The sequence below is a fragment of the Pseudomonas canadensis genome (assembly GCF_000503215.1).
GTDB lineage: Bacteria > Pseudomonadota > Gammaproteobacteria > Pseudomonadales > Pseudomonadaceae > Aquipseudomonas > Aquipseudomonas canadensis.
In genome coordinates, this window is sequence record NZ_AYTD01000011.1 from 537,927 (window position 1) to 558,335 (window position 20,409).

General features: G+C 61.0%; 15 protein-coding genes. 14 read left to right on the forward strand and 1 reads right to left on the reverse strand.

Translation table 11 applies throughout. From position 1 onward, the window contains the following. Positions 1 to 15 precede the first annotated feature (15 nt). Positions 16 to 774 carry a methyltransferase domain-containing protein gene (locus tag U367_RS0107590; protein WP_028616402.1) on the reverse strand — a complete coding sequence of 253 codons (759 nt, stop codon included), beginning with the start codon at positions 772 to 774 and terminating at the stop codon, positions 16 to 18. Between the two features lie 65 nt (positions 775 to 839). Here U367_RS0107590 and gloB point away from each other — a divergent pair, with 65 nt between their 5' ends. The 14 genes from gloB to U367_RS0107665 all read left to right on the forward strand — a co-directional run bounded on the left by gloB (position 840) and on the right by U367_RS0107665 (position 20,406). Then, entirely contained in the window at positions 840 to 1,607 is a 768-nt protein-coding gene (gene gloB / locus U367_RS0107595) for a hydroxyacylglutathione hydrolase (protein WP_028616403.1), read from the forward strand. A gap of 98 nt (positions 1,608 to 1,705) precedes the next feature. Beyond that, positions 1,706 to 3,121 carry a lytic transglycosylase domain-containing protein gene (locus U367_RS0107600; RefSeq protein ID WP_016979723.1) on the forward strand — a complete coding sequence of 472 codons (1,416 nt, stop codon included), beginning with the start codon at positions 1,706 to 1,708 and terminating at the stop codon, positions 3,119 to 3,121. A gap of 294 nt (positions 3,122 to 3,415) precedes the next feature. Next, positions 3,416 to 5,245, forward strand: coding sequence for an extracellular solute-binding protein (locus U367_RS0107605; protein ID WP_028616404.1), 1,830 nt, complete (start codon positions 3,416 to 3,418; stop codon positions 5,243 to 5,245). Then, positions 5,242 to 7,080 (forward strand): extracellular solute-binding protein, encoded by a 1,839-nt coding sequence (locus U367_RS0107610; RefSeq protein ID WP_028616405.1) that lies wholly within the window; start codon positions 5,242 to 5,244, stop codon positions 7,078 to 7,080. The genes U367_RS0107605 and U367_RS0107610 overlap by 4 nt, the downstream gene beginning before the upstream one ends. Then, positions 7,081 to 8,157 (forward strand): microcin C ABC transporter permease YejB, encoded by a 1,077-nt coding sequence (locus tag U367_RS0107615; RefSeq protein ID WP_016979726.1) that lies wholly within the window; start codon positions 7,081 to 7,083, stop codon positions 8,155 to 8,157. It begins immediately after the preceding gene. A gap of 1 nt (position 8,158) precedes the next feature. Then, positions 8,159 to 9,178, forward strand: coding sequence for an ABC transporter permease (locus U367_RS0107620; RefSeq protein WP_012723835.1), 1,020 nt, complete (start codon positions 8,159 to 8,161; stop codon positions 9,176 to 9,178). Between the two features lies 1 nt (position 9,179). Continuing rightward, entirely contained in the window at positions 9,180 to 10,784 is a 1,605-nt protein-coding gene (locus U367_RS0107625; protein WP_028616406.1) for an ABC transporter ATP-binding protein, read from the forward strand. A 539-nt stretch (positions 10,785 to 11,323) separates the two neighbouring features. After that, positions 11,324 to 11,605 carry a peptidylprolyl isomerase gene (locus U367_RS0107635; RefSeq protein ID WP_010210937.1) on the forward strand — a complete coding sequence of 94 codons (282 nt, stop codon included), beginning with the start codon at positions 11,324 to 11,326 and terminating at the stop codon, positions 11,603 to 11,605. 130 nt (positions 11,606 to 11,735) lie between these two features. After that, positions 11,736 to 13,595: an extracellular solute-binding protein gene (locus U367_RS0107640; protein WP_028616408.1), complete on the forward strand. Its 1,860-nt coding sequence runs from the start codon at positions 11,736 to 11,738 to the stop codon at positions 13,593 to 13,595. After that, positions 13,595 to 14,656, forward strand: a complete 1,062-nt coding sequence (locus tag U367_RS0107645; RefSeq protein WP_016976573.1) for a microcin C ABC transporter permease YejB — start codon at positions 13,595 to 13,597, stop codon at positions 14,654 to 14,656. Before U367_RS0107640 ends, U367_RS0107645 begins: the two co-directional genes overlap by 1 nt. Continuing rightward, complete coding sequence (locus U367_RS0107650; protein ID WP_028616409.1) at positions 14,656 to 15,678, forward strand: ABC transporter permease; 1,023 nt, start codon at positions 14,656 to 14,658, stop codon at positions 15,676 to 15,678. Before U367_RS0107645 ends, U367_RS0107650 begins: the two co-directional genes overlap by 1 nt. A 10-nt stretch (positions 15,679 to 15,688) precedes the next feature. Next, on the forward strand, positions 15,689 to 17,260 hold the full coding sequence (locus tag U367_RS0107655; protein ID WP_028616410.1) for an ABC transporter ATP-binding protein: 1,572 nt from the start codon (positions 15,689 to 15,691) through the stop codon (positions 17,258 to 17,260). Between the two features lie 59 nt (positions 17,261 to 17,319). After that, the gene (locus tag U367_RS0107660; protein WP_028616411.1) at positions 17,320 to 18,729 is read left to right on the forward strand and encodes a sigma-54 interaction domain-containing protein; all 1,410 of its coding nucleotides are present in this window, start codon (positions 17,320 to 17,322) and stop codon (positions 18,727 to 18,729) included. A gap of 285 nt (positions 18,730 to 19,014) precedes the next feature. Next, complete coding sequence (locus U367_RS0107665) at positions 19,015 to 20,406, forward strand: GntP family permease (RefSeq protein ID WP_028616412.1); 1,392 nt, start codon at positions 19,015 to 19,017, stop codon at positions 20,404 to 20,406. The last annotated feature ends 3 nt before the right edge of the window (positions 20,407 to 20,409 follow it).

The following is a 20,409-nucleotide window of genomic DNA, read 5'->3' on the forward strand; positions in this document are numbered from 1 at the left end:
CATTTAAAAAGAGGGTCATGCGTCGCTTTGCTTGCGGTTGACCTTGGCCATCGGCATCGGCACCAACTTGCCCATCGGCTCGCGGCGCACCTGTTGCACTGGCCGCAACCCGACCACGATCTTGCGCGCCACCAGCAGATAGAAGCCGCCACCCGACAATTGCCAGGCACCTGCGCGGCGCTCCCAGCCGGCCAGACGGGCTTGCCACTTGGTCGACGCAAGCGGCGGACGATAGCACCCGAAGCGACGTTTCTCCAGCGCGAAGCCCAGCAGGTTCAGCCAGTCCCCCACCCGTTGCGGCGAGATGCAACGCGCCTGGCGCAAGGCGTCGTGGGCGAACACATGGCGCAAGCCCCAACTGCTCCAGGGGTTGATCCCGACAATCAGCAAATGGCCACCCGGACGGACGCTGCTCGCCGCTTCGCGCAGCAAGCCGTGGGGCGACAGGCAGAAATCCAGGCCATGCTGCAACACCACCACATCGGCGGCGTGCTCGCTCAACGGCCAGGCCTGTTCCTCGCAGACAATCTCCACCCCCGGCAACGGTGCACCCAGGCGCACATTACGCTGAACCTGGGGCGCACACGGCGGCGTTTCGGCCGAAGGGCCGTAATGCACCAGGTAGCCGCCAAAGAACCGGCCCAACTCGTCGTCGAGCATGCGTCGTTCTTCGTCCAGCAGAAATTGCCCGATCGGACCGGACAGCCATTCACGGGCTGCGCTGATCAGGGCCAGCCACTCAGGATCGGCCTGGGCGAACGCTTTATCAGTCATTGCATTCTCCAACTCGCCTAGACGTTCTAAGATGCACCAATGTGTTCAGCTTGGCGAATCGAAGAATGATACAGATCAGTGCCCTGCCCGCCTTCACCGATAACTACATCTGGTTGTTACAAGACCCGAGCACCCAGCGCTGCGCCGTGGTCGACCCCGGCGATGCCGCGCCGGTGCTGGCCTGGCTCAAGCTAAACCCTGAGTGGGTCCTGAGCGACATCCTGATCACTCACCACCACCACGACCATGTCGGCGGCGTCGAACAACTCAAACGGGTGACTGACGCCAAGGTCTACGGCCCGGCCAACGAAAAGATCCCGGCGCGGGACGTAGCCTTGAACGATAACGACCGTATCACGGTGCTCGGCTGGGACTTCGACATTTATACCGTGCCTGGCCACACCCTGGGCCATATCGCCTTTTATCATCAGGGCGTGCTGTTCTGTGGCGACACCCTGTTCGCCGCCGGCTGCGGGCGCCTGTTCGAAGGCACGCCGGAACAGATGCACACCTCACTTGAGCGCTTGGCCGCACTCCCCGCCGACACCTTGGTGTACTGCACCCACGAATACACACAAAGCAACCTCAAGTTTGCCCAGGCCGTCGAACCGGATAACGCCGATATCGCCGAACGGGTGGAAAACGTCCGCCAATTGCGCGAACGTGGCGAGATCACGCTGCCTTCCAACCTGGCCCTGGAAAAGCGCACCAACCCCTTTCTGCGCACCTCTGAAACATCCGTTAAACAAAAAGCGGACGAACGGAATGGCCGCGACAACCGCTCTGGGGCCGAGGTGTTTGCTAGCTTGAGGGCTTGGAAAGATAAGTTCTAACGGGATGCAATCTGATACGTAATTTCTGAATGGTTGACCGGAACCAAACGGGTTTCTAGAATCGCCCGACATTTTTGCCCGGAACTTACTTCCAGCCAATGTCGTCATCTATTCGTAAATCCAACCATTCAGACGCATTGACCCGCCTGGCTCAAGCTGTGGCGGTGGCTGTGTCCGCTACGCTGGCGGGCTGCCAATCAAGCAATTTCACCGCACAATCCACCGTGCAACCCAAGCCAAACCTCAGCGCCAAGATCAAACAGAAACCCGTCATCTGGCTTTCGGAAAAACCGGCTCCCGAAGTGCCCCAGGATGTTTGGGAACGTATGCGACGGGGCTTTCAATTGCAGGATGGTGTAGGCGTCAACCCACGTATCGAGCAACAGCGACTGTGGTTCGCCAGCAACCCTTCCTTCCTTGAGAACGCCGGCGAACGCGGCAGCCTCTACATTCATTACATCGTCGAACGCCTTGAAGAACGCAACATGCCCCTGGAGCTGGCGCTGCTGCCAGTGATTGAAAGCGCCTACAACCCAATGGCCTATTCGCGCAGCGATGCAGTCGGCTTGTGGCAGTTCATCCCCTCCACCGGGCGCTACTTCAACCTGCGCCAGACCCGCGCCTATGATGGCCGTCGCGACATCACCGCCTCCACCACCGCCGCCCTTGACTACCTGACCCGTTTGCACGACATGTTCAACGGTGACTGGCTGCTGGCCCTTGCCGCCTACAACGCAGGCGAAGGCACGGTGAGCCGGGCGATCGAGCGCAACGAGAAGCTCGGCCTGCCGACCGACTACTGGAACCTGCCCCTGCCCCAGGAAACCAAGGACTACGTGCCCAAGTTCCTGGCGCTGTCCCAAGTGGTGCTGGCGCCCGAGGCCTATGGCGTCAACCTGAACCCGATTGCCAACACGCCGTATTTCGAAGTGGTTGAAGTCAAGCAAAGCATGGACCTGTCACGGGTTGCCGCGCTGGCCGAGATCGACGAAGACGAACTGTTCCAGCTCAACCCCGCGCTGAAGCAGCGCACCACCCTGGATGGCCCGCAGCATCTGCTGGTGCCGAGCTCCAAGGCGCAACTGCTCACCAGCACCCTTTCGACGATGAAGCCTGAAGAATTGCTGGCGATGCGTCCGAAAAAGCAGGTGTTCGACGAAGTCGAGACCGCTCGGGTTGCCGGGCGTACCCGCAGCTACAAGGTGCGCAGTGGCGACAACCTGACGCTGATCGCCAAGGCCAACAAGGTCGACGTGCATGACCTGCAGCGCTGGAACAAGCTCAACGGCCAGGCCCTCAAGGTCGGCCAGACCCTGGTGATGCAGGACACGCGCAAGCTGGTGGCCAAGGCTGACAGCAAGAAGCCGGTGCAATACAAGGTCAAGAAAGGCGACTCGCTGTACATCGTCGCCAAGCGTTTCAACGTTGAGATGCAACATCTCAAGCGTTGGAACCCGCGCACTGGCCAGGCGCTGAAGCCGGGGCAGATGCTGGTAGTTTCCGGGCCACGCTGACTAACAAACAAAGCTTGTTTGTGTGAGCGGGCTTTGTGGTGAGCGGGCTTGCCCCGCGCTGGGCTGCGCAGCAGCCCTAAAACCATGCAATGCGTTTTGTCTGGAACAATGCGTATAGCCAACGGGGCTGCTGCGCAACCCAGCGCGGGGCAAGCCCGCTCACCACAGCAAGCCCGCTCACCACGCAAGCCAGCGCCACATGGAATCTCCGTCAGCCGACCGGCTTTTTCCAACCGGAACAAGCTGTTACTGTACCGATCATAAAGCGCAAGCCGCCTGGATCGGATCCCTGACTTGAAGCGTCCCCTCCTTCTACTAATAAGTCTGGCCTTGAGCTTTGGTGCGAACGCGGCGATTACCGAGAGTCACGGTTATACGCAGTTCGGCAGCCTCAAGTACCCGGCCAAATTCACCCACTTCGATTGGGTAAACCCTGCAGCGCCGAAAGGCGGGACATTGCGGGTCATGGCCTTTGGCACCTTCGATACGCTCAACCCCTATACCTTCAAGGGCTCCAGCCCGGTTTCCACACCTAATTTCCTGCAATACGGCGTCAACGAGTTGAACGAGCCGTTGATGGTGGGAACCGGCCTGTACGCACCCTCCGGCGATGAGCCCACCTCCAGTTATGGGCTGATCGCCCAGTCGGTGGAGTACAGCGAGGACCGCAGTTGGGTGGTGTTCAACCTGCGCCCGGAAGCGCGCTTCCACGATGGCAAGCCGATCACCGCCTACGACGTGGCGTTTTCCTATCGCACGCTGCTGACCGAAGGCCACCCGCAGTACCGCACCAACCTGCAGGAAGTGGCGCGGGTGGATATTCTCAACCGGCACCGCATCCGCTTTGTGTTCAAGCGCGCCGGCAATCCGTTGCTGATCCTGCGCCTGGGCGAATTGCCGGTATTGCCCCAGCACTATTGGAAAAACCGCGATTTCAAGGCCACCACCTTCGAACCGCCTTTGGGCAGCGGGCCGTACCGCATCAGCAAGGTCACGCCTGGCCGGCAACTGGTGTTCGAGCGGGTCAAGGACTATTGGGGCAAGGACCTGCCGGTCAACCAGGGCTTCTATAACTACGACAAGGTCGAAGTGGAGTTCTATCGTGACAGCGACGTGGCCTTCGAAGCCTTCAAGGCCGGCGAATTCGATATCTATATCGAGCATCAGGCGAAAAACTGGGCCAATGGCTACAACTTCCCGGCGGTGAACCGGGGAGACGTGATCAAGGCGCAGATTGCCCACCAGATCCCGACCCAGAGCCAGGGCTTGTTCATGAACAGCCGGCGGCCGACCTTCAGCCAAACCAAGGTGCGCGAAGCCCTGGGGCTGATGTTCGACTTCGAATGGACCAACCGCACCCTGTTCAGCAGCGCCTACAAACGCACCTTGAGCTATTACCCCAACAGCGAATTCTCTGCCACCGGCGTACCCACCGGCCATGAATGGCTGATGCTCTCGCCCTACCGCGAGCAATTGCCGGCCAACCTGTTTACCCAGCCGTTCAGCCTGCCCCAGACCGACGGGCGCGGTATCCCCCGCGAAACCATGCGCCGCGCCCTGGCCTTGCTCGGGGACGCCGGCTGGAAACTCTCCGGCCAACGCCTGCTCAACAAGGACGGCCAACCGCTGCGCTTCGAGATCCTGCTGGTCAACCCGAACCTGGAGCGCATCCTGCAGCCCTATGTCGAGAACCTGCTCAGCGTCGGTATCGACGCGCGCCTGCGCACCGTCGACCGCGCCCAGTACAAGCAGCGCCTGGATCAATTCGACTTTGACATGATCCTGATCACCCTCAACCAGACCTTGAGCCCGGGCCTTGAGCAGTGGCAGTACTTCCACTCCAGCCAGGCCGCGATCAAGGGCAGCAAGAACTATGCAGGCATTGCCAACCCGATTGTCGATCACCTGCTGGAACAACTGCTGGCCGCCAAGACCCGCGAGGAGCAACTGGCCGCCGGCCGTGCCCTGGACCGGGTGCTGCTGTGGCAGCACTACAGTATTCCCAACTGGTACCTCAACTATCATCGCTTGGCGTACCGCAACCGGTTCGCCTTTGTCACCACGCCGCCCTATAGCCTGGGCCTGAGCGCGTGGTGGCTGAAAGCTTCGGAGAAAGCCCAATGATGTATTTGCGTACTGCACTGCTCGGCGGCCTGCTGCTGTGCACCGCGGCCCAAGCCGCCCCGCAACATGCGTTGACGCTCTACAACGAACCACCGAAATACCCCGCCGACTTCAAGCACTTCGACTACGTCAACCCGGATGCGCCCAAGGGCGGCACCTTCCGCGAGTCGGCCATGGGCGGCTTCGACAGCCTCAACCCCTACATCAGCAAAGGCGTGCCGGCCGATAACCTTGGTTTGATCTACGACACCCTGGCCATGCAAAGCCTGGACGAGCCCATCACCGAATACGGCCTGGTCGCCGGCAAGATCGAAAAAGCCCCGGACAACAGTTGGGTGCGCTTCTACCTGCGCCCGGAAGCCCGCTTCCATGACGGCCACCCGATCCGTGCCGAAGACGTGGTGTTCACCTTCCAGGAACTGATCAAGGAGGGCTCGCCGATCTACCGCACCTACTACGCCGACGTCGACGAAGTGATCGCCGAAGACCCGCTGAAGGTGCTGTTCAAGTTCAAGCGCACCAACAACCGCGAATTACCGCTGATCCTCGGACAACTGCCGGTATTGCCCAAGCATTGGTGGGCGACCCGTGAGTTTGCCAAGGGCAACCTCGAAGTCCCGCTGGGCAGCGGGCCGTACAAGGTCGCCGAGGTCAAGGCCGGGCGTATGATCCGCTACGAGCGGGTCAAGGATTACTGGGCGAAGGACCTGCCGGTCGCCAAGGGTTTCTATAACTTCGATAACCGCATCACCGACTACTACCGCGACAGCACTGTCTCGCTGGAAGCCCTCAAGGCCGGGCAGTTCGACTACTGGCTGGAATTCAGCGCCAAGAACTGGGCCAACGCCTACAACATCCCGGCGGTGGCCCAGGGTCGCCTGATCAAGGAAGAAATCCCCAACGGCAACCCCACCGGCATGCAGGGCTTCGTGTTCAACATGCGCAAGCCGATGTTCCAGGACGTACGTGTGCGCAAGGCCATCAGCCTGTTGCTGGATTTCGAGTGGAGCAACAAGCAGCTGTTCAACGGCGCCTATACCCGCACCCGCAGCTACTTTGAAAACTCGGAGATGGCCGCCACCGGCCTGCCCGGCCCGGATGAACTGGCGATCCTCGAACCGCTGCGCGACAAAATCCCGCCCGAGGTCTTCACCCAGGCCTTCGAACCGTCCAAGACCGACGGCAGCGGCATGATCCGCACCCAGCAGCGCGAGGCCTACCAACTGCTGCAAGAAGCCGGCTGGCGCATCGTCGATGACAAGATGGTCGACACCACCGGCAAACCGGTGAAGATCGAGTTCCTGCTGGCGCAGACCGAGTTCGAGCGCATCCTGCTGCCGTTCAAGCGCAACCTGGCCGACCTGGGCATCGACCTGGTGATCCGTCGGGTCGACGTCTCACAATTCATCAATCGTATTCGCTCGCGGGATTTCGACATGCTGGTGGGCAGCTTTCCGCAGTCCACTTCGCCGGGTAATGAGCAGCGCGAGTTCTGGAAGTCCTCCAGCGCCGACAAACCCGGCAGCCGCAACTACATGGGTCTCAAGGACCCGGCCATCGACCAACTGGTGGAAGAGCTGATCGACGCCGACTCGCGCAAAAGCCTGGTGGCGCATGCCAAAGCCCTGGACCGCGTGTTGCAGTTCGGCTACTACGTGATCCCGAACTGGCACATCAAGACGTTCCGCGTGGCGTATTGGCATCACTTGGGCCACCCCAAAGTCCCGCCGCGCTACGACGTCGGCACCGCCACCTGGTGGGCCAAGCCTGACGTAAAACCCGCCGTCACCTCAGACCCAGACACCAGCGCCGATCCGGCGAGCGGAGGCGATTAAATGCTGGCCTATATCTTTCGCCGCCTATTGCTGATCATCCCCACGTTGTTCGGGATCCTACTGATCAACTTCGTCATCATCCAGGCCGCTCCCGGTGGTCCGGTGGAGCAAATGATCGCCAAGCTTGAAGGCTTCGAGGGCGCCACCAGCCGCATTGCCGGTGGCGGTTCCGAAGTGTCGGTGGCCGGCTCCAGCAGCTACCGCGGCGCCCAGGGCCTGGACCCGGCGCTGATCAAGGAAATCGAGAAGATGTACGGCTTCGACAAATCGGCGCCGGAACGCTTGTGGATCATGGTCAAGAACTACGCCCAGCTGGACTTTGGCGACAGCTTCTTCCGTGACGCCAAGGTCATCGACTTGATCAAGGAGAAGATGCCGGTGTCCATTTCCCTCGGGTTATGGAGCACGCTGATCATGTACCTGGTGTCGATCCCCCTGGGGATCGCCAAAGCCACGCGGCACGGCAGCCATTTTGATGTGTGGACCAGTTCGGCGATCATCGTCGGCTATGCGATCCCGGCGTTCCTGTTTGCAATCCTGCTGATCGTGGTGTTTGCCGGTGGCAGTTACCTGGACTGGTTCCCCTTGCGCGGGCTCACGTCGAACAACTTCGACGAACTGAGCTGGGGCGGCAAGATCCTCGATTACTTCTGGCACCTGGCGCTGCCCATTACAGCCCTGGTGATCGGCAACTTTGCCACCATGACCCTGCTGACCAAGAACAGCTTTCTCGACGAGATCAACAAGCAGTACGTGGTCACCGCCAAAGCCAAGGGCCTGACCAACCACCGCGTGCTGTACGGCCATGTGTTCCGCAACGCGATGTTGCTAGTGATCGCCGGTTTCCCTTCGGCGTTCATCGGGATCTTCTTCACCGGCTCCTTGTTGGTGGAGGTGATCTTCTCCCTCGACGGCCTGGGCCTGATGAGTTTTGAAGCGGCGATCAACCGCGACTACCCGGTGGTGTTTGGCACGCTGTTTATCTTCACCCTGCTGGGGCTGATCGTGAAACTGATCGGCGACCTCACCTACACCCTGGTCGATCCGCGCATCGACTTTGCCAGCCGGGAGCATTGAGATGAATCTATCCCCCCTCAATCGCCGCCGGTTCGAACGGTTCAAGGCCAACAAACGTGGCTGGTGGTCGCTGTGGCTGTTTCTGATCCTGTTCGTGCTGAGCCTGGGCGCCGAGCTGATCGCCAATGACAAACCGCTGGCCGTGCACTACGACGGCGGCTGGTACTTCCCGGCGCTCAAGCGCTACCCGGAGACCACCTTTGGCGGAGAATTCCCGCTGGAGGCCAATTACAAGAGCCCCTACATCCAGGAACTGCTCAAGGCCAAGGATGCCTGGACGTTGTGGGCGCCTATTCCGTTCAGCTACCAGAGCATCAACTACGACCTGAAAGTGCCGGCGCCCGCGCCGCCTTCCAGCGTCAACCTGCTGGGCACCGACGACCAAGGCCGCGACGTACTGGCGCGGGTCATCTACGGCTTCCGTGTGTCGGTGCTGTTTGCCCTGACGCTGACAGTGCTCAGCTCGATCATCGGCGTGATCGCCGGGGCCTTGCAGGGCTTCTACGGCGGTTGGGTGGATTTGGCCGGGCAGCGCTTCCTGGAGATCTGGTCCGGCTTGCCGGTGCTGTACCTGCTGATCATCCTCGCCAGTTTCGTGCAGCCCAACTTCTGGTGGCTGCTCGGCATCATGCTGCTGTTTTCGTGGATGAGCCTGGTGGACGTAGTGCGCGCCGAGTTCCTGCGCGGGCGCAACCTGGAATACGTGCGTGCCGCCAGGGCCTTGGGCATGCAGAATGGCGCGATCATGTTCCGGCATATCCTGCCCAACGCGATGGTGTCGACCATGACCTTCATGCCGTTCATTCTCACCGGCGCCATCGGCACCCTCACCGCCCTGGACTTCCTCGGTTTTGGCTTGCCGGCCGGTTCGCCGTCGCTGGGTGAACTGGTGGCCCAAGGCAAATCCAACCTGCAAGCGCCGTGGCTGGGCATGAGTGCCTTTGCCGTGCTGGCGATCATGTTGAGTTTGCTGGTGTTTATCGGCGAGTCCGCTCGCGATGCCTTCGACCCGAGGAAATGAGATGAATCAGGACAATCTGATCGAAATCCGCGACCTCTCCGTCGAGTTCGTCACGGGCGACCATCACCACCGCGTGGTGAATAACGTCAGCTTCGACATCAAACGTGGCGAGACCATCGCTCTGGTGGGTGAAAGCGGCTCAGGCAAATCGGTGACCGCCCACTCGATCCTGCGCCTGCTGCCCTACCCACTGGCGCGGCACCCCTCCGGCACCATCAACTATGCCGGGCAGGACCTGCTCACGCTGAAAGAAAAAACCATCCGCCACATTCGCGGCAACCGCATTGCGATGATCTTCCAGGAGCCGATGACCTCGTTGAACCCGCTGCACTCCATCGAGAAGCAGATCAACGAAGTACTCGGCCTGCACAAGGGGTTGCAAGGCAAGGTCGCCACCCAGCGGACCCTGGAGTTGCTGGACCTGGTGGGCATTCCCGAACCGCACAAACGCCTCAAGGCCCTTCCCCATGAGCTGTCCGGAGGCCAGCGCCAACGGGTGATGATCGCCATGGCCCTGGCGAATGAGCCGGAGTTGCTGATCGCCGATGAGCCGACCACGGCCCTCGATGTGACCGTACAGTTGAAGATCCTCGAACTACTCAAGGAATTGCAGGCGCGGCTGGGCATGGCCCTGCTGCTGATCAGCCATGACTTGAACCTGGTGCGGCGCATCGCCCACCGCGTGTGCGTGATGCAAAAGGGTTGCATCGTCGAGCAGGCCGACTGTGAAACGCTGTTCCAATCGCCCCAGCATCCGTATACCCAGGAACTGCTTGCAGCGGAGCCCAGCGGCGGACCGGCCGGCAACGAAGTCGGCCCTCCGTTGCTGGAAGTCGATGACCTGAAAGTGTGGTTCCCGATCAAGAAGGGCTTTTTGCGCAATACCGTCGATTACGTCAAGGCGGTGGACGGCATCAACTTCAGCCTGCCCCAGGGGCAGACCCTGGGAATCGTTGGCGAAAGCGGCTCGGGCAAATCGACCCTGGGCCTGGCGATTCTGCGGTTGATCGCGAGCAAGGGCGGCATTCGTTTTGAAGGGCAGCAATTGGATAAGCTCAGCCAGCAACAGGTGCGTCCGTTGCGTCGGGAGATGCAGGTGGTGTTCCAGGACCCGTTTGGCAGCTTGAGCCCGCGGATGTGTGTCAGTGAGATCGTTGGCGAGGGGTTGCGTATCCATAAGATGGGGACGCCATTGGAGCAGGAAGCGGCGATTATTGCGGCGCTCAAGGAAGTTGGGTTGGATCCGGAGTCGCGGCATCGGTACCCCCATGAGTTCTCGGGTGGGCAGCGTCAGCGCATTGCCATTGCCCGGGCGTTGGTGCTCAAGCCGCGCCTGATTTTGCTGGATGAGCCGACATCGGCGCTGGATCGCACAGTGCAGCGGCAAGTGGTGGAGTTGTTGCGCAGTTTGCAGGCCAAGTACAACTTGACCTATCTGTTTATCAGCCATGATTTGGCGGTGGTCAAGGCGTTGAGCCATCAGTTGATGGTGGTGAAACATGGCCAGGTGGTGGAACAGGGGGATGCGGCGGGGATTTTTGCCGCGCCGCAGCATGGGTATACGCGGCAGTTGTTGGAGGCGGCGTTTTTGGTGCCTGGGGTTTAGCTTTTGCTGGTAGCGTGATGGCTGCTAAACGCGGTCCTGTAGGAGCCGGCTTGCTGGCGATGGTCGTTAACGATGACGCGGGGAACCAGACAGAATGCGGCGTTCTCACGTTTTTCGCCGGCAAGGACCGCGTATCCACGATGCGAAGCGAGTCGCTCTTGATCTTGATTTTGATCTTAGGCGCCCCGTCAAACACGCTGGCCGAACGCAGGCTTGAATCCGTGGGTAACCCGGCAGGACGCCGGGTTAGCCGCGCTGGGCCAAGGATGGCCCATCGCGGCGGCCCACGGATTCAAGCCGGAGTGAGGGCACACCGAGCCTAAGCGAGGTGCCGAGTGTTGGGGCAAGAGCCCTTTTGGTTACTTTTGGGGCTCTTTTCCAAAAGTGACCCGCCGTAAGGGCGGAACCAATACCAGCCATCACCGCAGCAACGGATATGTACACCACCACCAACCACCAACCACCCCAACGGAACTTTGCCAAGAAATAACCGCCTGAATCCGGTACGCTCACCCTTTTCATTCAAGGAGTTACTCCCCATGGCCAAAGCCACCGCCCGTCACATCCTCGTTTCCACTGAAGACAAGTGCAACGAACTCAAGGCCCAAATCGAAGGCGGCGCCGATTTCGCAGAAATCGCCAAAGCCAACTCCAGCTGCCCGTCCAGCCGCGACGGCGGCAACCTGGGTTCGTTCGGTCCAGGCCAGATGGTCAAGGAATTCGACACTGTCGTATTCAGCGCCCCGGTCAACACCGTACAAGGCCCGGTAAAAACCCAGTTCGGCTACCACCTGCTGGAAGTCACCAGCCGCCAGGACTGATCCAGTCTGCGCTGATGCTCTAAACAACGGCCCGCCTTCAGGTGGGCCGTTGTGCATGTGATGACTGGCGACGCTGATGCCGTTAGCGTACAAATCCCTTTTATACTTCACACGGCGTTCAAGGCTGACAATGCGATTGGCTTTTTCCTACATTTTTAGTTCAACCCTGGCCCTGCTGCTGGCCAGCACGGCCGTGATCGCGGCACCGCAACCGTACCTGACCGTGTACGGCGAACCGGCCAAGTACCCCGCCGGCTTTACCCATTTCGACTACGCCAACCCGAATGCCCCCAAGGGCGGTAGCCTGCGCCGTTCGGCCATCGAGATCGGGCGCTTTGACCACGTGTTGCCCTATATCGACAAAGGCATCGGGGTTTCCCAGGTCGACGGCTGGCTGTACGCGCCCCTGGCCCAGCGCTCCCTGGACGAGCCCTACACCGTTTACGGCCTGGTGGCCGAAAAAATGGAGCGCGCCGATGACGGCCTGTCGCTGCGTTTTTTCCTCAATCCCAAGGCACGTTTTGCGGACGGTAAACCCATCACCGCCGAAGACGTGCGCTACAGCTTCGACCTGCTGATGACCCAAGGCAGCCTGCGCTTTCGCACCCTGTTTGCCGACGTCAAGCACGTCGAAGTCGAAGGCGAACGTCAGGTACGCTTTGATTTCTCCAGCAATGAAAACCGCACCCTGCCCCTGGACATCGCCACCCTGCCGGTCTTCCCGGAACACTGGTGGAAGACCCGCGACTTCGCCAACGGCGGCGGCTATGAAGCGCCTCTCGGCAGCGGCCCCTATAAAGTCAGCAAGATCGACTCCGGCAGCACCATCACCTTTACCCGCGACCCGAACTGGTGGGGCAAGGACCTGCCCGTCAGCCGTGGCCTGTACAACTTCGATCACCTGAGCCTGGAGTATTTCGGCGACACCGAAGTGGCCCGCCAGGTATTGCGTGGCGGCGCCTACGATTTCAACCGCGAGTTTTCCGCCACCGGTTACTCCATCGGCTACAACGGCCCGGCCCTGGATGACGGTCGCCTGCAACGCGCGCACTTGGCCAAGGAAATGCCGCAACCGGCGCAGGGTTATGTGTTCAATGTGCAAAAACCGATGTTCAAGGACCGCCGCGTGCGCCAGGCCCTGGCGATGCTGTGGGACTTCGAATGGGCCAACCGGCAGATGATGCGCAACATGTACATCCGCCAGCAGAGCTTCTTCTCCAACAGCCCGCTGGCGGCCAGCCAGCCGCCGACCCCAGAAGAACTGGCGATTCTTGAGCCCTTGCGCGGCCAGGTGCCCGACGAGGTGTTCACCCAGGTATTCAAGGCGCCGGTCACCGACGGCAGCGGCATGATCCGCGACAAGCAATTGCAGGCCCTGGCCTTGCTGGAGGAAGCCGGCTGGAAACCGGACGGCGACAAACTGGTGAACGCCGAGGGCGAGCCGCTGGAATTTACCTTCCTCAACGCGCAAAGCGGCCTGGAACGCCTGTTGCTGCCGTACAAACGCAACCTGGCGCAGATCGGCATCACTCTGAATATCCGCCGCATCGACTCCTCCCAGTATGTGAACCGGGTAATGGCACGGGACTACGACATGATCGTCACCGGTTTCCCGGTCACCACGTCGCCCGGCATGGAGCTGTACAACTACTTCGGCTCGGCCGCCGCCTTTGACCCCGGCGCCAACAACTACATGGTGCTCAAGGACCCGGCCGTCGACAGCCTGATCAAGGGTCTGGTCAAGGCCGACACCCAAGCGCAGATGCTCACCTACGCCCACGCGCTGGACCGGGTGCTGCAATGGAATTACCTGTGGATCCCCAATTACTACCCGCCCGGCACGTCCGCCGCGTGGTGGAACCGCTTCGGCCGCCCGGCCATCGAGGCGAAAAACGACGAAGCCCTGGAAACCTGGTGGGAAATCAGCCCCACCCCACTGACCAACGAACAAATGAACGCTGAGCTGAAAAAACGCGGAGGGGCGCGCTGATGTTTGCCTATATCGTGCGGCGCCTGCTGCTGATCATCCCGACGCTGGTGATCATCCTGCTGGTGAATTTCGTGATCGTACAAGCGGCCCCCGGCGGCCCGGTGGAGCAAGCCATCGCCCACTTGCAAGGCATTGGCGGCGGTGGCGTCGGCGGCTCGTCCGGCGAAGGCATCAGCGGCGGTTCCCGCGCCAGCCGTGGGCTGGACCCGAAGTTGATCGCGGACATCGAAAAACAGTACGGCTTCGACAAGCCTGCGCCGGAACGCCTGTGGCTGATGCTCAAGAGCTACGCGCAGTTGGACTTTGGTAACAGTTTCTTTCGCGGCAAGACGGTGATCGATCTGATCCTGGAAAAAATGCCCGTCACCATCTCCCTCGGCCTCTGGGCTACGCTGATCACCTACCTGGTGTCGATCCCCCTGGGGATTCGCAAGGCGGTGCGCCATGGCAGCAGCTTCGATGTGTGGAGCAGCACCGCGATCGTCATTGGCTATGCAATGCCGGCGTTCCTGTTTGCGATGTTCCTGATCGTGGTGTTTGCCGGCGGTACGTCGCTGAACTGGTTCCCTGTGCGCGGGCTGGTATCGGAGAACTTCGAAGAGCTGAGTACCGTGGGCAAGATTGCCGATTATTTCTGGCACCTGGTGTTGCCAGTTACCTCGTTGGTCATCGGTGGGTTCGCCACGCTGACCATCCTCACCAAAAACTCATTCCTCAATGAAATCACGCGCCAGTACGTAGTGACCGCGCGCGCCAAGGGCCTGAGCGAAAGGCGCGTGTTGTACGGCCACGTATTTCGCAACGCCATGTTGCTGGTGATCTCGGGGATTCCCCAGGCGTTCATCGCCGTGTTCTTCGCCGGCTCCCTGCTGATCGAGGTGATCTTCTCCCTCGATGGCCTCGGCCGCATGAGCTACGAAGCCGCCGTCTCCCGCGATTACCCGGTGGTGTTCGGTTCGTTGTTCATCTTCACGTTGTTCGGCCTCTTGATAAAACTCATCGGTGACCTCTGCTACACCCTGGTGGACCCGCGTATCGACTTCGCCGCGAGGAACGCCTGATGCTTAACCTGTCTCCCGTGGCGCGCCGCCGTTTCGAACGCTTCAAGAAAAACCGACGCGGCTGGTGGTCGCTGTGGCTGTTTATCGGCCTGTTTATCCTGACCCTCGGCGGTGAGTTGATCGCCAATGACAAGCCCCTGGTGTTGAGTTTCAAGAACGAACTGTATTTCCCGGTGTTCAAGCGGTACACCGAGCAACAGTTCGGCGGCCAGCTGCCGTTCCAGGCCGACTATCGCAGTGACTACGTGAAAAAGCTGATCGAGCAGGACGGCGGCTGGATGCTGTTCCCGCCGATCCCGTTCAGCGACGACACGCCCAACTACGAACTGACCCGCCCTGCCCCCAGCCCGCCCTCGGCGGTGAACTGGCTGGGCACTGACGACCAGTCGCGGGATGTGTTGGCGCGGGTGATCTTTGGTGCGCGGGTGTCGATCCTGTTTGCCCTGGCGCTCACCGCGATCAGCGCCGCCATCGGTATTGCGGCCGGCGCATTGCAGGGCTATTACGGCGGCTGGGTGGATTTGATTGGCCAGCGCGTGCTGGAGGTGTGGTCCGGGCTACCGGTGCTGTACCTGCTGATCATCCTGTCCGGTTTTGTCGAACCGAATTTCTGGTGGTTGCTGGGGATCATGGCGCTGTTTTCCTGGCTGGCCCTGGTAGACGTGGTGCGCGCCGAGTTCCTGCGCGGGCGTAACCTGGAATACGTCAAGGCAGCACGGGCCTTGGGGTTGGGTGACGGCAAGATCATTCGCCGGCATATCCTGCCCAACGCCATGACGGCCACCTTGAGTTACCTGCCGTTCATCCTGACCGGCGCGATTTCTACCCTGAGCGCCCTGGATTTCCTCGGTTTCGGCATGCCGGCAGGCAGCGCCTCCCTGGGCGAGTTGATCGCCCAGGGCAAGCAGAACCTGCAAGCGCCCTGGCTGGGCCTGACGGCGTTCTTCACACTGGCGCTGATCCTGTCGCTGCTGGTGTTTATCGGCGAGGCATTGCGTGATGCCTTCGACCCACGCTCATGAGTGACCGCCTATGAACCTGATCGAAATCCGCGACCTCAGCGTCGCCTTCAGCGGCCAGACCGTGGTGCGCAACCTGAGCCTGGACGTTCGCCCCGGCGAGTGCCTGGCGCTGGTGGGCGAGTCGGGCTCGGGCAAGTCGGTGACTGCCCACTCGATCCTGCAACTGCTGCCCGAAGCCGGCACTGAAACCACCGGTTCTATCCAGTACCGCGGCCAGGAATTGATCGGCGCATCGGCGGCGACCCTGCAGAAGCTACGCGGTAACCGCATTGCGATGATCTTCCAGGAGCCGATGACCTCCCTGAACCCGTTGCACAGCATCGAAAAGCAGATCGGCGAAACCCTGCTGTTGCACAAGGGCCTGGGTGGCAAGGCAGCCCAGGCGCGCATCCTGGAATTGCTTGACTTGGTGGGCATCCAGAAACCCCAGGAGCGGCTCAAGGCCTATCCTCATCAACTGTCCGGCGGGCAACGCCAGCGGGTAATGATCGCCATGGCCCTGGCCTGCGAGCCGGAACTGCTGATCGCTGACGAACCCACCACCGCGCTGGACGTGACCGTGCAGCGCAAGATCCTGTTGCTGCTCAAGTCCCTGCAACAACGCTTGGGCATGTCGCTGCTGCTGATCAGCCACGACCTCAATCTGGTGCGCAGCATCGCCCAGCGCGTGTGCGTGATGCGCGCAGGCGAGATTGTCGAGCAGGCCGACTGCCAGAGCCTGTTCAATGCGCCGCAACACCCGTATAGCCGCCTGCTGCTGGACGCCGAACCGGACGGTGATGCGCTGTGCAGTGACGAACGCGAAACCGTTTTGCAGGTGGACGACCTGACCGTGCAGTTCCCCCTCGGCGGCGGGTTGTTCCGGCGCAAGACCTACCTGCGTGCTGTAGACGGCATCAGCCTCAGCGTGCAACGCGGCAAGACCCTGGGGATTGTCGGCGAGTCCGGCTCGGGCAAATCCACCCTGGGCCAGGCGATCCTGCGGCTGCTGGACTCCACCGGCAGCATCCGCTTCCAGGGCGAAGCCCTCGACCCGCTGAATAACCAGCAGATGCGCCCATGGCGCAAGCAGATGCAGGTGGTGTTCCAGGACCCCTACGGCAGCCTCAGCCCACGCATGACCGTGGAGCAGATCATCAGCGAAGGCCTGGAGGTGCACGCGCCGTGCAGCCTGGCCGACCGCGATGCGCAGGTGATCCAGGTACTCAAGGATGTGGGCCTCGACCCTGCCAGCCGCCACCGTTACCCCCATGAATTCTCCGGCGGCCAGCGCCAACGCATCGCCATCGCCCGCGCCTTGGTACTCAAGCCGGCACTGATGCTGCTCGACGAACCGACCTCGGCGCTCGACCGCACGGTACAAAAGCAAGTGGTGGCGTTGCTGCGCGAGCTGCAAGACAAGTACGGCCTGACTTACCTGTTTATCAGCCATGACCTGGCCGTGGTGCGCGCCATGGCCCATGACATGATCGTGATCAAGGACGGCCAGGTGGTGGAGCGCGGCGCCAGCCATGAGGTGTTCGATGCACCGCAACATCCGTACACCAAAGAGCTGCTGGCAGCGGCGCATATTCCCTTATAAACAAGCCCGCTCCCACAAGGATCGCGACTCCATGTCCAATTTGTGTTGGTAGCCTAAACATGAACATCACCGATAACCTCAAGGACTATCAGCAGGTGCGTGGCCTGGCAATCCAGTCGCTGTTCGAGATCATCGAGCAGTCCAGCGAAGGCACGGTGATTGTCGACCGCGACGCCAATATCGTGTGGATGAACGAGCGCTACGCCAAGCGTTTCGGCCTCAAGAGCGCCGACGAAGCCATCGGCCAGCCGTGTGAACAGGTAATCTCCAACAGTCTGTTACGCCAGGTGGTGCGCAACGACCAGCCGATCCTGCTGGATATCCAGGACACGCCCAAAGGCCCGTTGGTGGTGATGCGTTTGCCGATCCACAACGACGCAGGCGCGGTGATCGGCGCGATTGGTTTTGCGCTGTTCGATGAACTGCGCAACCTGTCCCCGTTGATTGAGCGTTACTTGAGCATGCAGCAGGAACTGGCCTCGACGCGCTCCTTGCTGCGTTCGCGCCAGAGCAAATACAACTTCGCGCACTTTATCGGCACCAGCGCCGCCAGCCTCGAAGTCAAACGCCGTGCGCGACGTAGTGCCAGCGCCGAATCGCCGGTGTTACTGCTGGGCGAGACTGGCACCGGCAAGGAATTGCTCGCCCAGGCAATTCACGGCGCCTCAAGCCGTGCGCACAAGGCATTTGTCAGTATCAACAGTGCAGCGATTCCCGCTGACCTGCTGGAAGCCGAGTTCTTCGGCACCGCGCCGGGTGCGTTTACCGGCGCCGACCGCAAGGGCCGTCCGGGCAAATTCCAGATTGCCCAGGGCGGCACGTTGTTCCTCGATGAAATCGGCGACATGCCCCTGCCGTTGCAAAGCAAATTGCTGCGGGTGTTGCAGGAAAAGGAATTCGAGCCGGTCGGCTCCAATGAAATGCTGCACAGCGATGTGCGGGTGATCGCGGCCACGTCGATGGACCTGGAAGCGGCGATCAAACGGGGCGAGTTCCGCGCCGACCTGTATTACCGGCTGAACGTGCTGCCGATCCAGGTGCCGCCATTGCGTGAGCGGCTGGAGGACATTCCGGCGTTGAGCGAGGCGATTCTTGAGGAGTTGCGCAGCCAGCATGAGTTGGACCGTGAAGCCTTGGCGCTGCTGGCGCAGCATGCGTGGCCGGGGAACATCCGTGAGCTGCGCAACGTATTGGAGCGCGCGGCGCTGCTGAGTGATGACCTGGTGCTGAATGCCGGGGAGATCCGGGCGGCGATCGGCACCTTTACGCCGGTGGAGCGTAGCAGCGCGGTAGCGGCGGTTGAGGGAGAAAGCTTCAGCGCAGCGCGTGAGCGGTTTGATCGGCAGGTGATCGGCACGGCGTTGCGGGCCTGTGAGGGGAATGTGGTGGAAGCGGCCAAACGGTTGGGGCTCGGGCGGTCGACGTTGTACAAGAAAATGGTGGCGCTGGGTCTCACTCAGTCTCAATAAAGAGACACAATTCTACATACGAAGACATTCCCATGTGGGAGCGGGCGTGCTCGCGAATACGGTGTGCCAGCCGCCTAATTCTTGGCTGATACCCGTATTCGCGAGCAAGCCCGCCCCCACATTAGATCTTCATGAGTCTCAAATATGGGACAAATCTGATAGCGTCAATCCAATCGCCGTAATTTATTCATATATTTCAGACACTTAGCTAATTGGCACATATCTCGCTATAGCCCTCCTCCAAAGCCTCACCCCACAAAAATAACAATCCGATGGAGACACACCATGAGTGTGATCATTGCCCTGGCAGCGCTCGCGTTGCTGATGCTGGCTGCCTACCGTGGCTATAGCGTTATCCTGTTTGCCCCCATCGCCGCGCTCGGCGCTGTATTGCTTACCGATCCGTCCGCCGTCGCACCCGCCTTTACCGGGGTGTTCATGGAGAAGATGGTCGGTTTTATCAAACTGTATTTCCCGGTGTTCCTGCTCGGCGCGGTGTTCGGCAAGCTGATCGAGCTGTCGGGATTTTCGCGCTCCATTGTCGCTGCCGCGATCGGTCTGCTCGGCACGCGTCAGGCGATGCTCGTGATCGTGCTGGTCTGCGCCCTGCTCACCTACGGCGGCGTGTCGCTGTTCGTGGTGGTGTTTGCGGTGTACCCGTTCGCGGCGGAGATGTTCCGCCAGAGCAATATCCCGAAACGCCTGATCCCGGCAACCATCGCCCTCGGCGCGTTCTCGTTCACCATGGACGCGCTGCCCGGCACGCCACAGATCCAGAACATCATCCCCAGCACCTTTTTCAACACCACCGCCTGGGCGGCGCCGTGGCTGGGCCTGATCGGCACGATCTTCGTGTTTTGCGCCGGCATGCTGTACCTGGCGCGCCAACGCAACAAGGCGCAACGGGCCGGTGAAGGCTACGGTACCGAACTGCGCAACGAGCCGGAAACCGCCGATAACCTGGCACTGCCCAACCCGTGGATCGCGCTGTCACCACTGATCCTGGTGGGTGTGATGAACCTGTTGTTCACGCACTGGATCCCGCAGTGGTACGGCAAGACCCACAGCCTTGCCCTGCCAGGCATGACCACCCCGGTAACCACCGAAATCGCCAAGCTCACCGCGATCTGGGCGGTGCAGGCGGCATTGCTGGTGGGGATTATCGTGGTGCTGGTGTTCGGCTTCTCGGCAATCAAAAGCAAGCTCGCCGAAGGCAGCAAGAGCGCGGTCAGCGGCGCGTTGCTGGCGGCAATGAACACCGCGTCCGAATACGGCTTTGGTGCCGTGATCGCCTCGCTGCCAGGCTTTCTGGTGCTGGCGGACTGGCTCAAGGGCATCCCCAACCCGCTGGTCAACGAAGCGATCACCGTGACCCTGCTGGCCGGCATCACCGGCTCCGCGTCGGGCGGCATGAGCATCGCCCTGGCGGCCATGTCCGAGAGCTTTATTTCGGCGGCCCATGCGGCCAATATCCCCCTTGAAGTGCTGCACCGCGTCGCGGCCATGGCCAGCGGCGGCATGGACACCCTGCCCCACAACGGCGCGGTGATCACGCTGCTGGCGGTCACTGGCCTGACGCACCGCGAAGCCTACAAGGACATTTTCGGCATCACGATTATCAAGACCCTCGCGGTGTTCGTGGTGATCGGTACTTTCTACGCCACCGGCATTGTGTGAGGT

Excerpts from the sequence above, each read along its gene's own strand:
- U367_RS0107640 (WP_028616408.1), top strand. The coding sequence starts at position 11,736 with ATGCGATTGGCTTTTTCCTACATTTTTAGTTCAACCCTGGCCCTGCTG.
- U367_RS0107625 (WP_028616406.1), top strand. The coding sequence starts at position 9,180 with ATGAATCAGGACAATCTGATCGAAATCCGCGACCTCTCCGTCGAGTTC.
- U367_RS0107665 (WP_028616412.1), top strand. The coding sequence starts at position 19,015 with ATGAGTGTGATCATTGCCCTGGCAGCGCTCGCGTTGCTGATGCTGGCT.
- U367_RS0107650 (WP_028616409.1), top strand. The coding sequence starts at position 14,656 with ATGCTTAACCTGTCTCCCGTGGCGCGCCGCCGTTTCGAACGCTTCAAG.
- U367_RS0107655 (WP_028616410.1), top strand. The coding sequence starts at position 15,689 with ATGAACCTGATCGAAATCCGCGACCTCAGCGTCGCCTTCAGCGGCCAG.
- gloB (WP_028616403.1), top strand. The coding sequence starts at position 840 with ATGATACAGATCAGTGCCCTGCCCGCCTTCACCGATAACTACATCTGG.
- U367_RS0107660 (WP_028616411.1), top strand. The coding sequence starts at position 17,320 with ATGAACATCACCGATAACCTCAAGGACTATCAGCAGGTGCGTGGCCTG.
- U367_RS0107615 (WP_016979726.1), top strand. The coding sequence starts at position 7,081 with ATGCTGGCCTATATCTTTCGCCGCCTATTGCTGATCATCCCCACGTTG.
- U367_RS0107635 (WP_010210937.1), top strand. The coding sequence starts at position 11,324 with ATGGCCAAAGCCACCGCCCGTCACATCCTCGTTTCCACTGAAGACAAG.
- U367_RS0107620 (WP_012723835.1), top strand. The coding sequence starts at position 8,159 with ATGAATCTATCCCCCCTCAATCGCCGCCGGTTCGAACGGTTCAAGGCC.
- U367_RS0107645 (WP_016976573.1), top strand. The coding sequence starts at position 13,595 with ATGTTTGCCTATATCGTGCGGCGCCTGCTGCTGATCATCCCGACGCTG.
- U367_RS0107590 (WP_028616402.1), bottom strand. The coding sequence starts at position 774 with ATGACTGATAAAGCGTTCGCCCAGGCCGATCCTGAGTGGCTGGCCCTG.
- U367_RS0107610 (WP_028616405.1), top strand. The coding sequence starts at position 5,242 with ATGATGTATTTGCGTACTGCACTGCTCGGCGGCCTGCTGCTGTGCACC.
- U367_RS0107600 (WP_016979723.1), top strand. The coding sequence starts at position 1,706 with ATGTCGTCATCTATTCGTAAATCCAACCATTCAGACGCATTGACCCGC.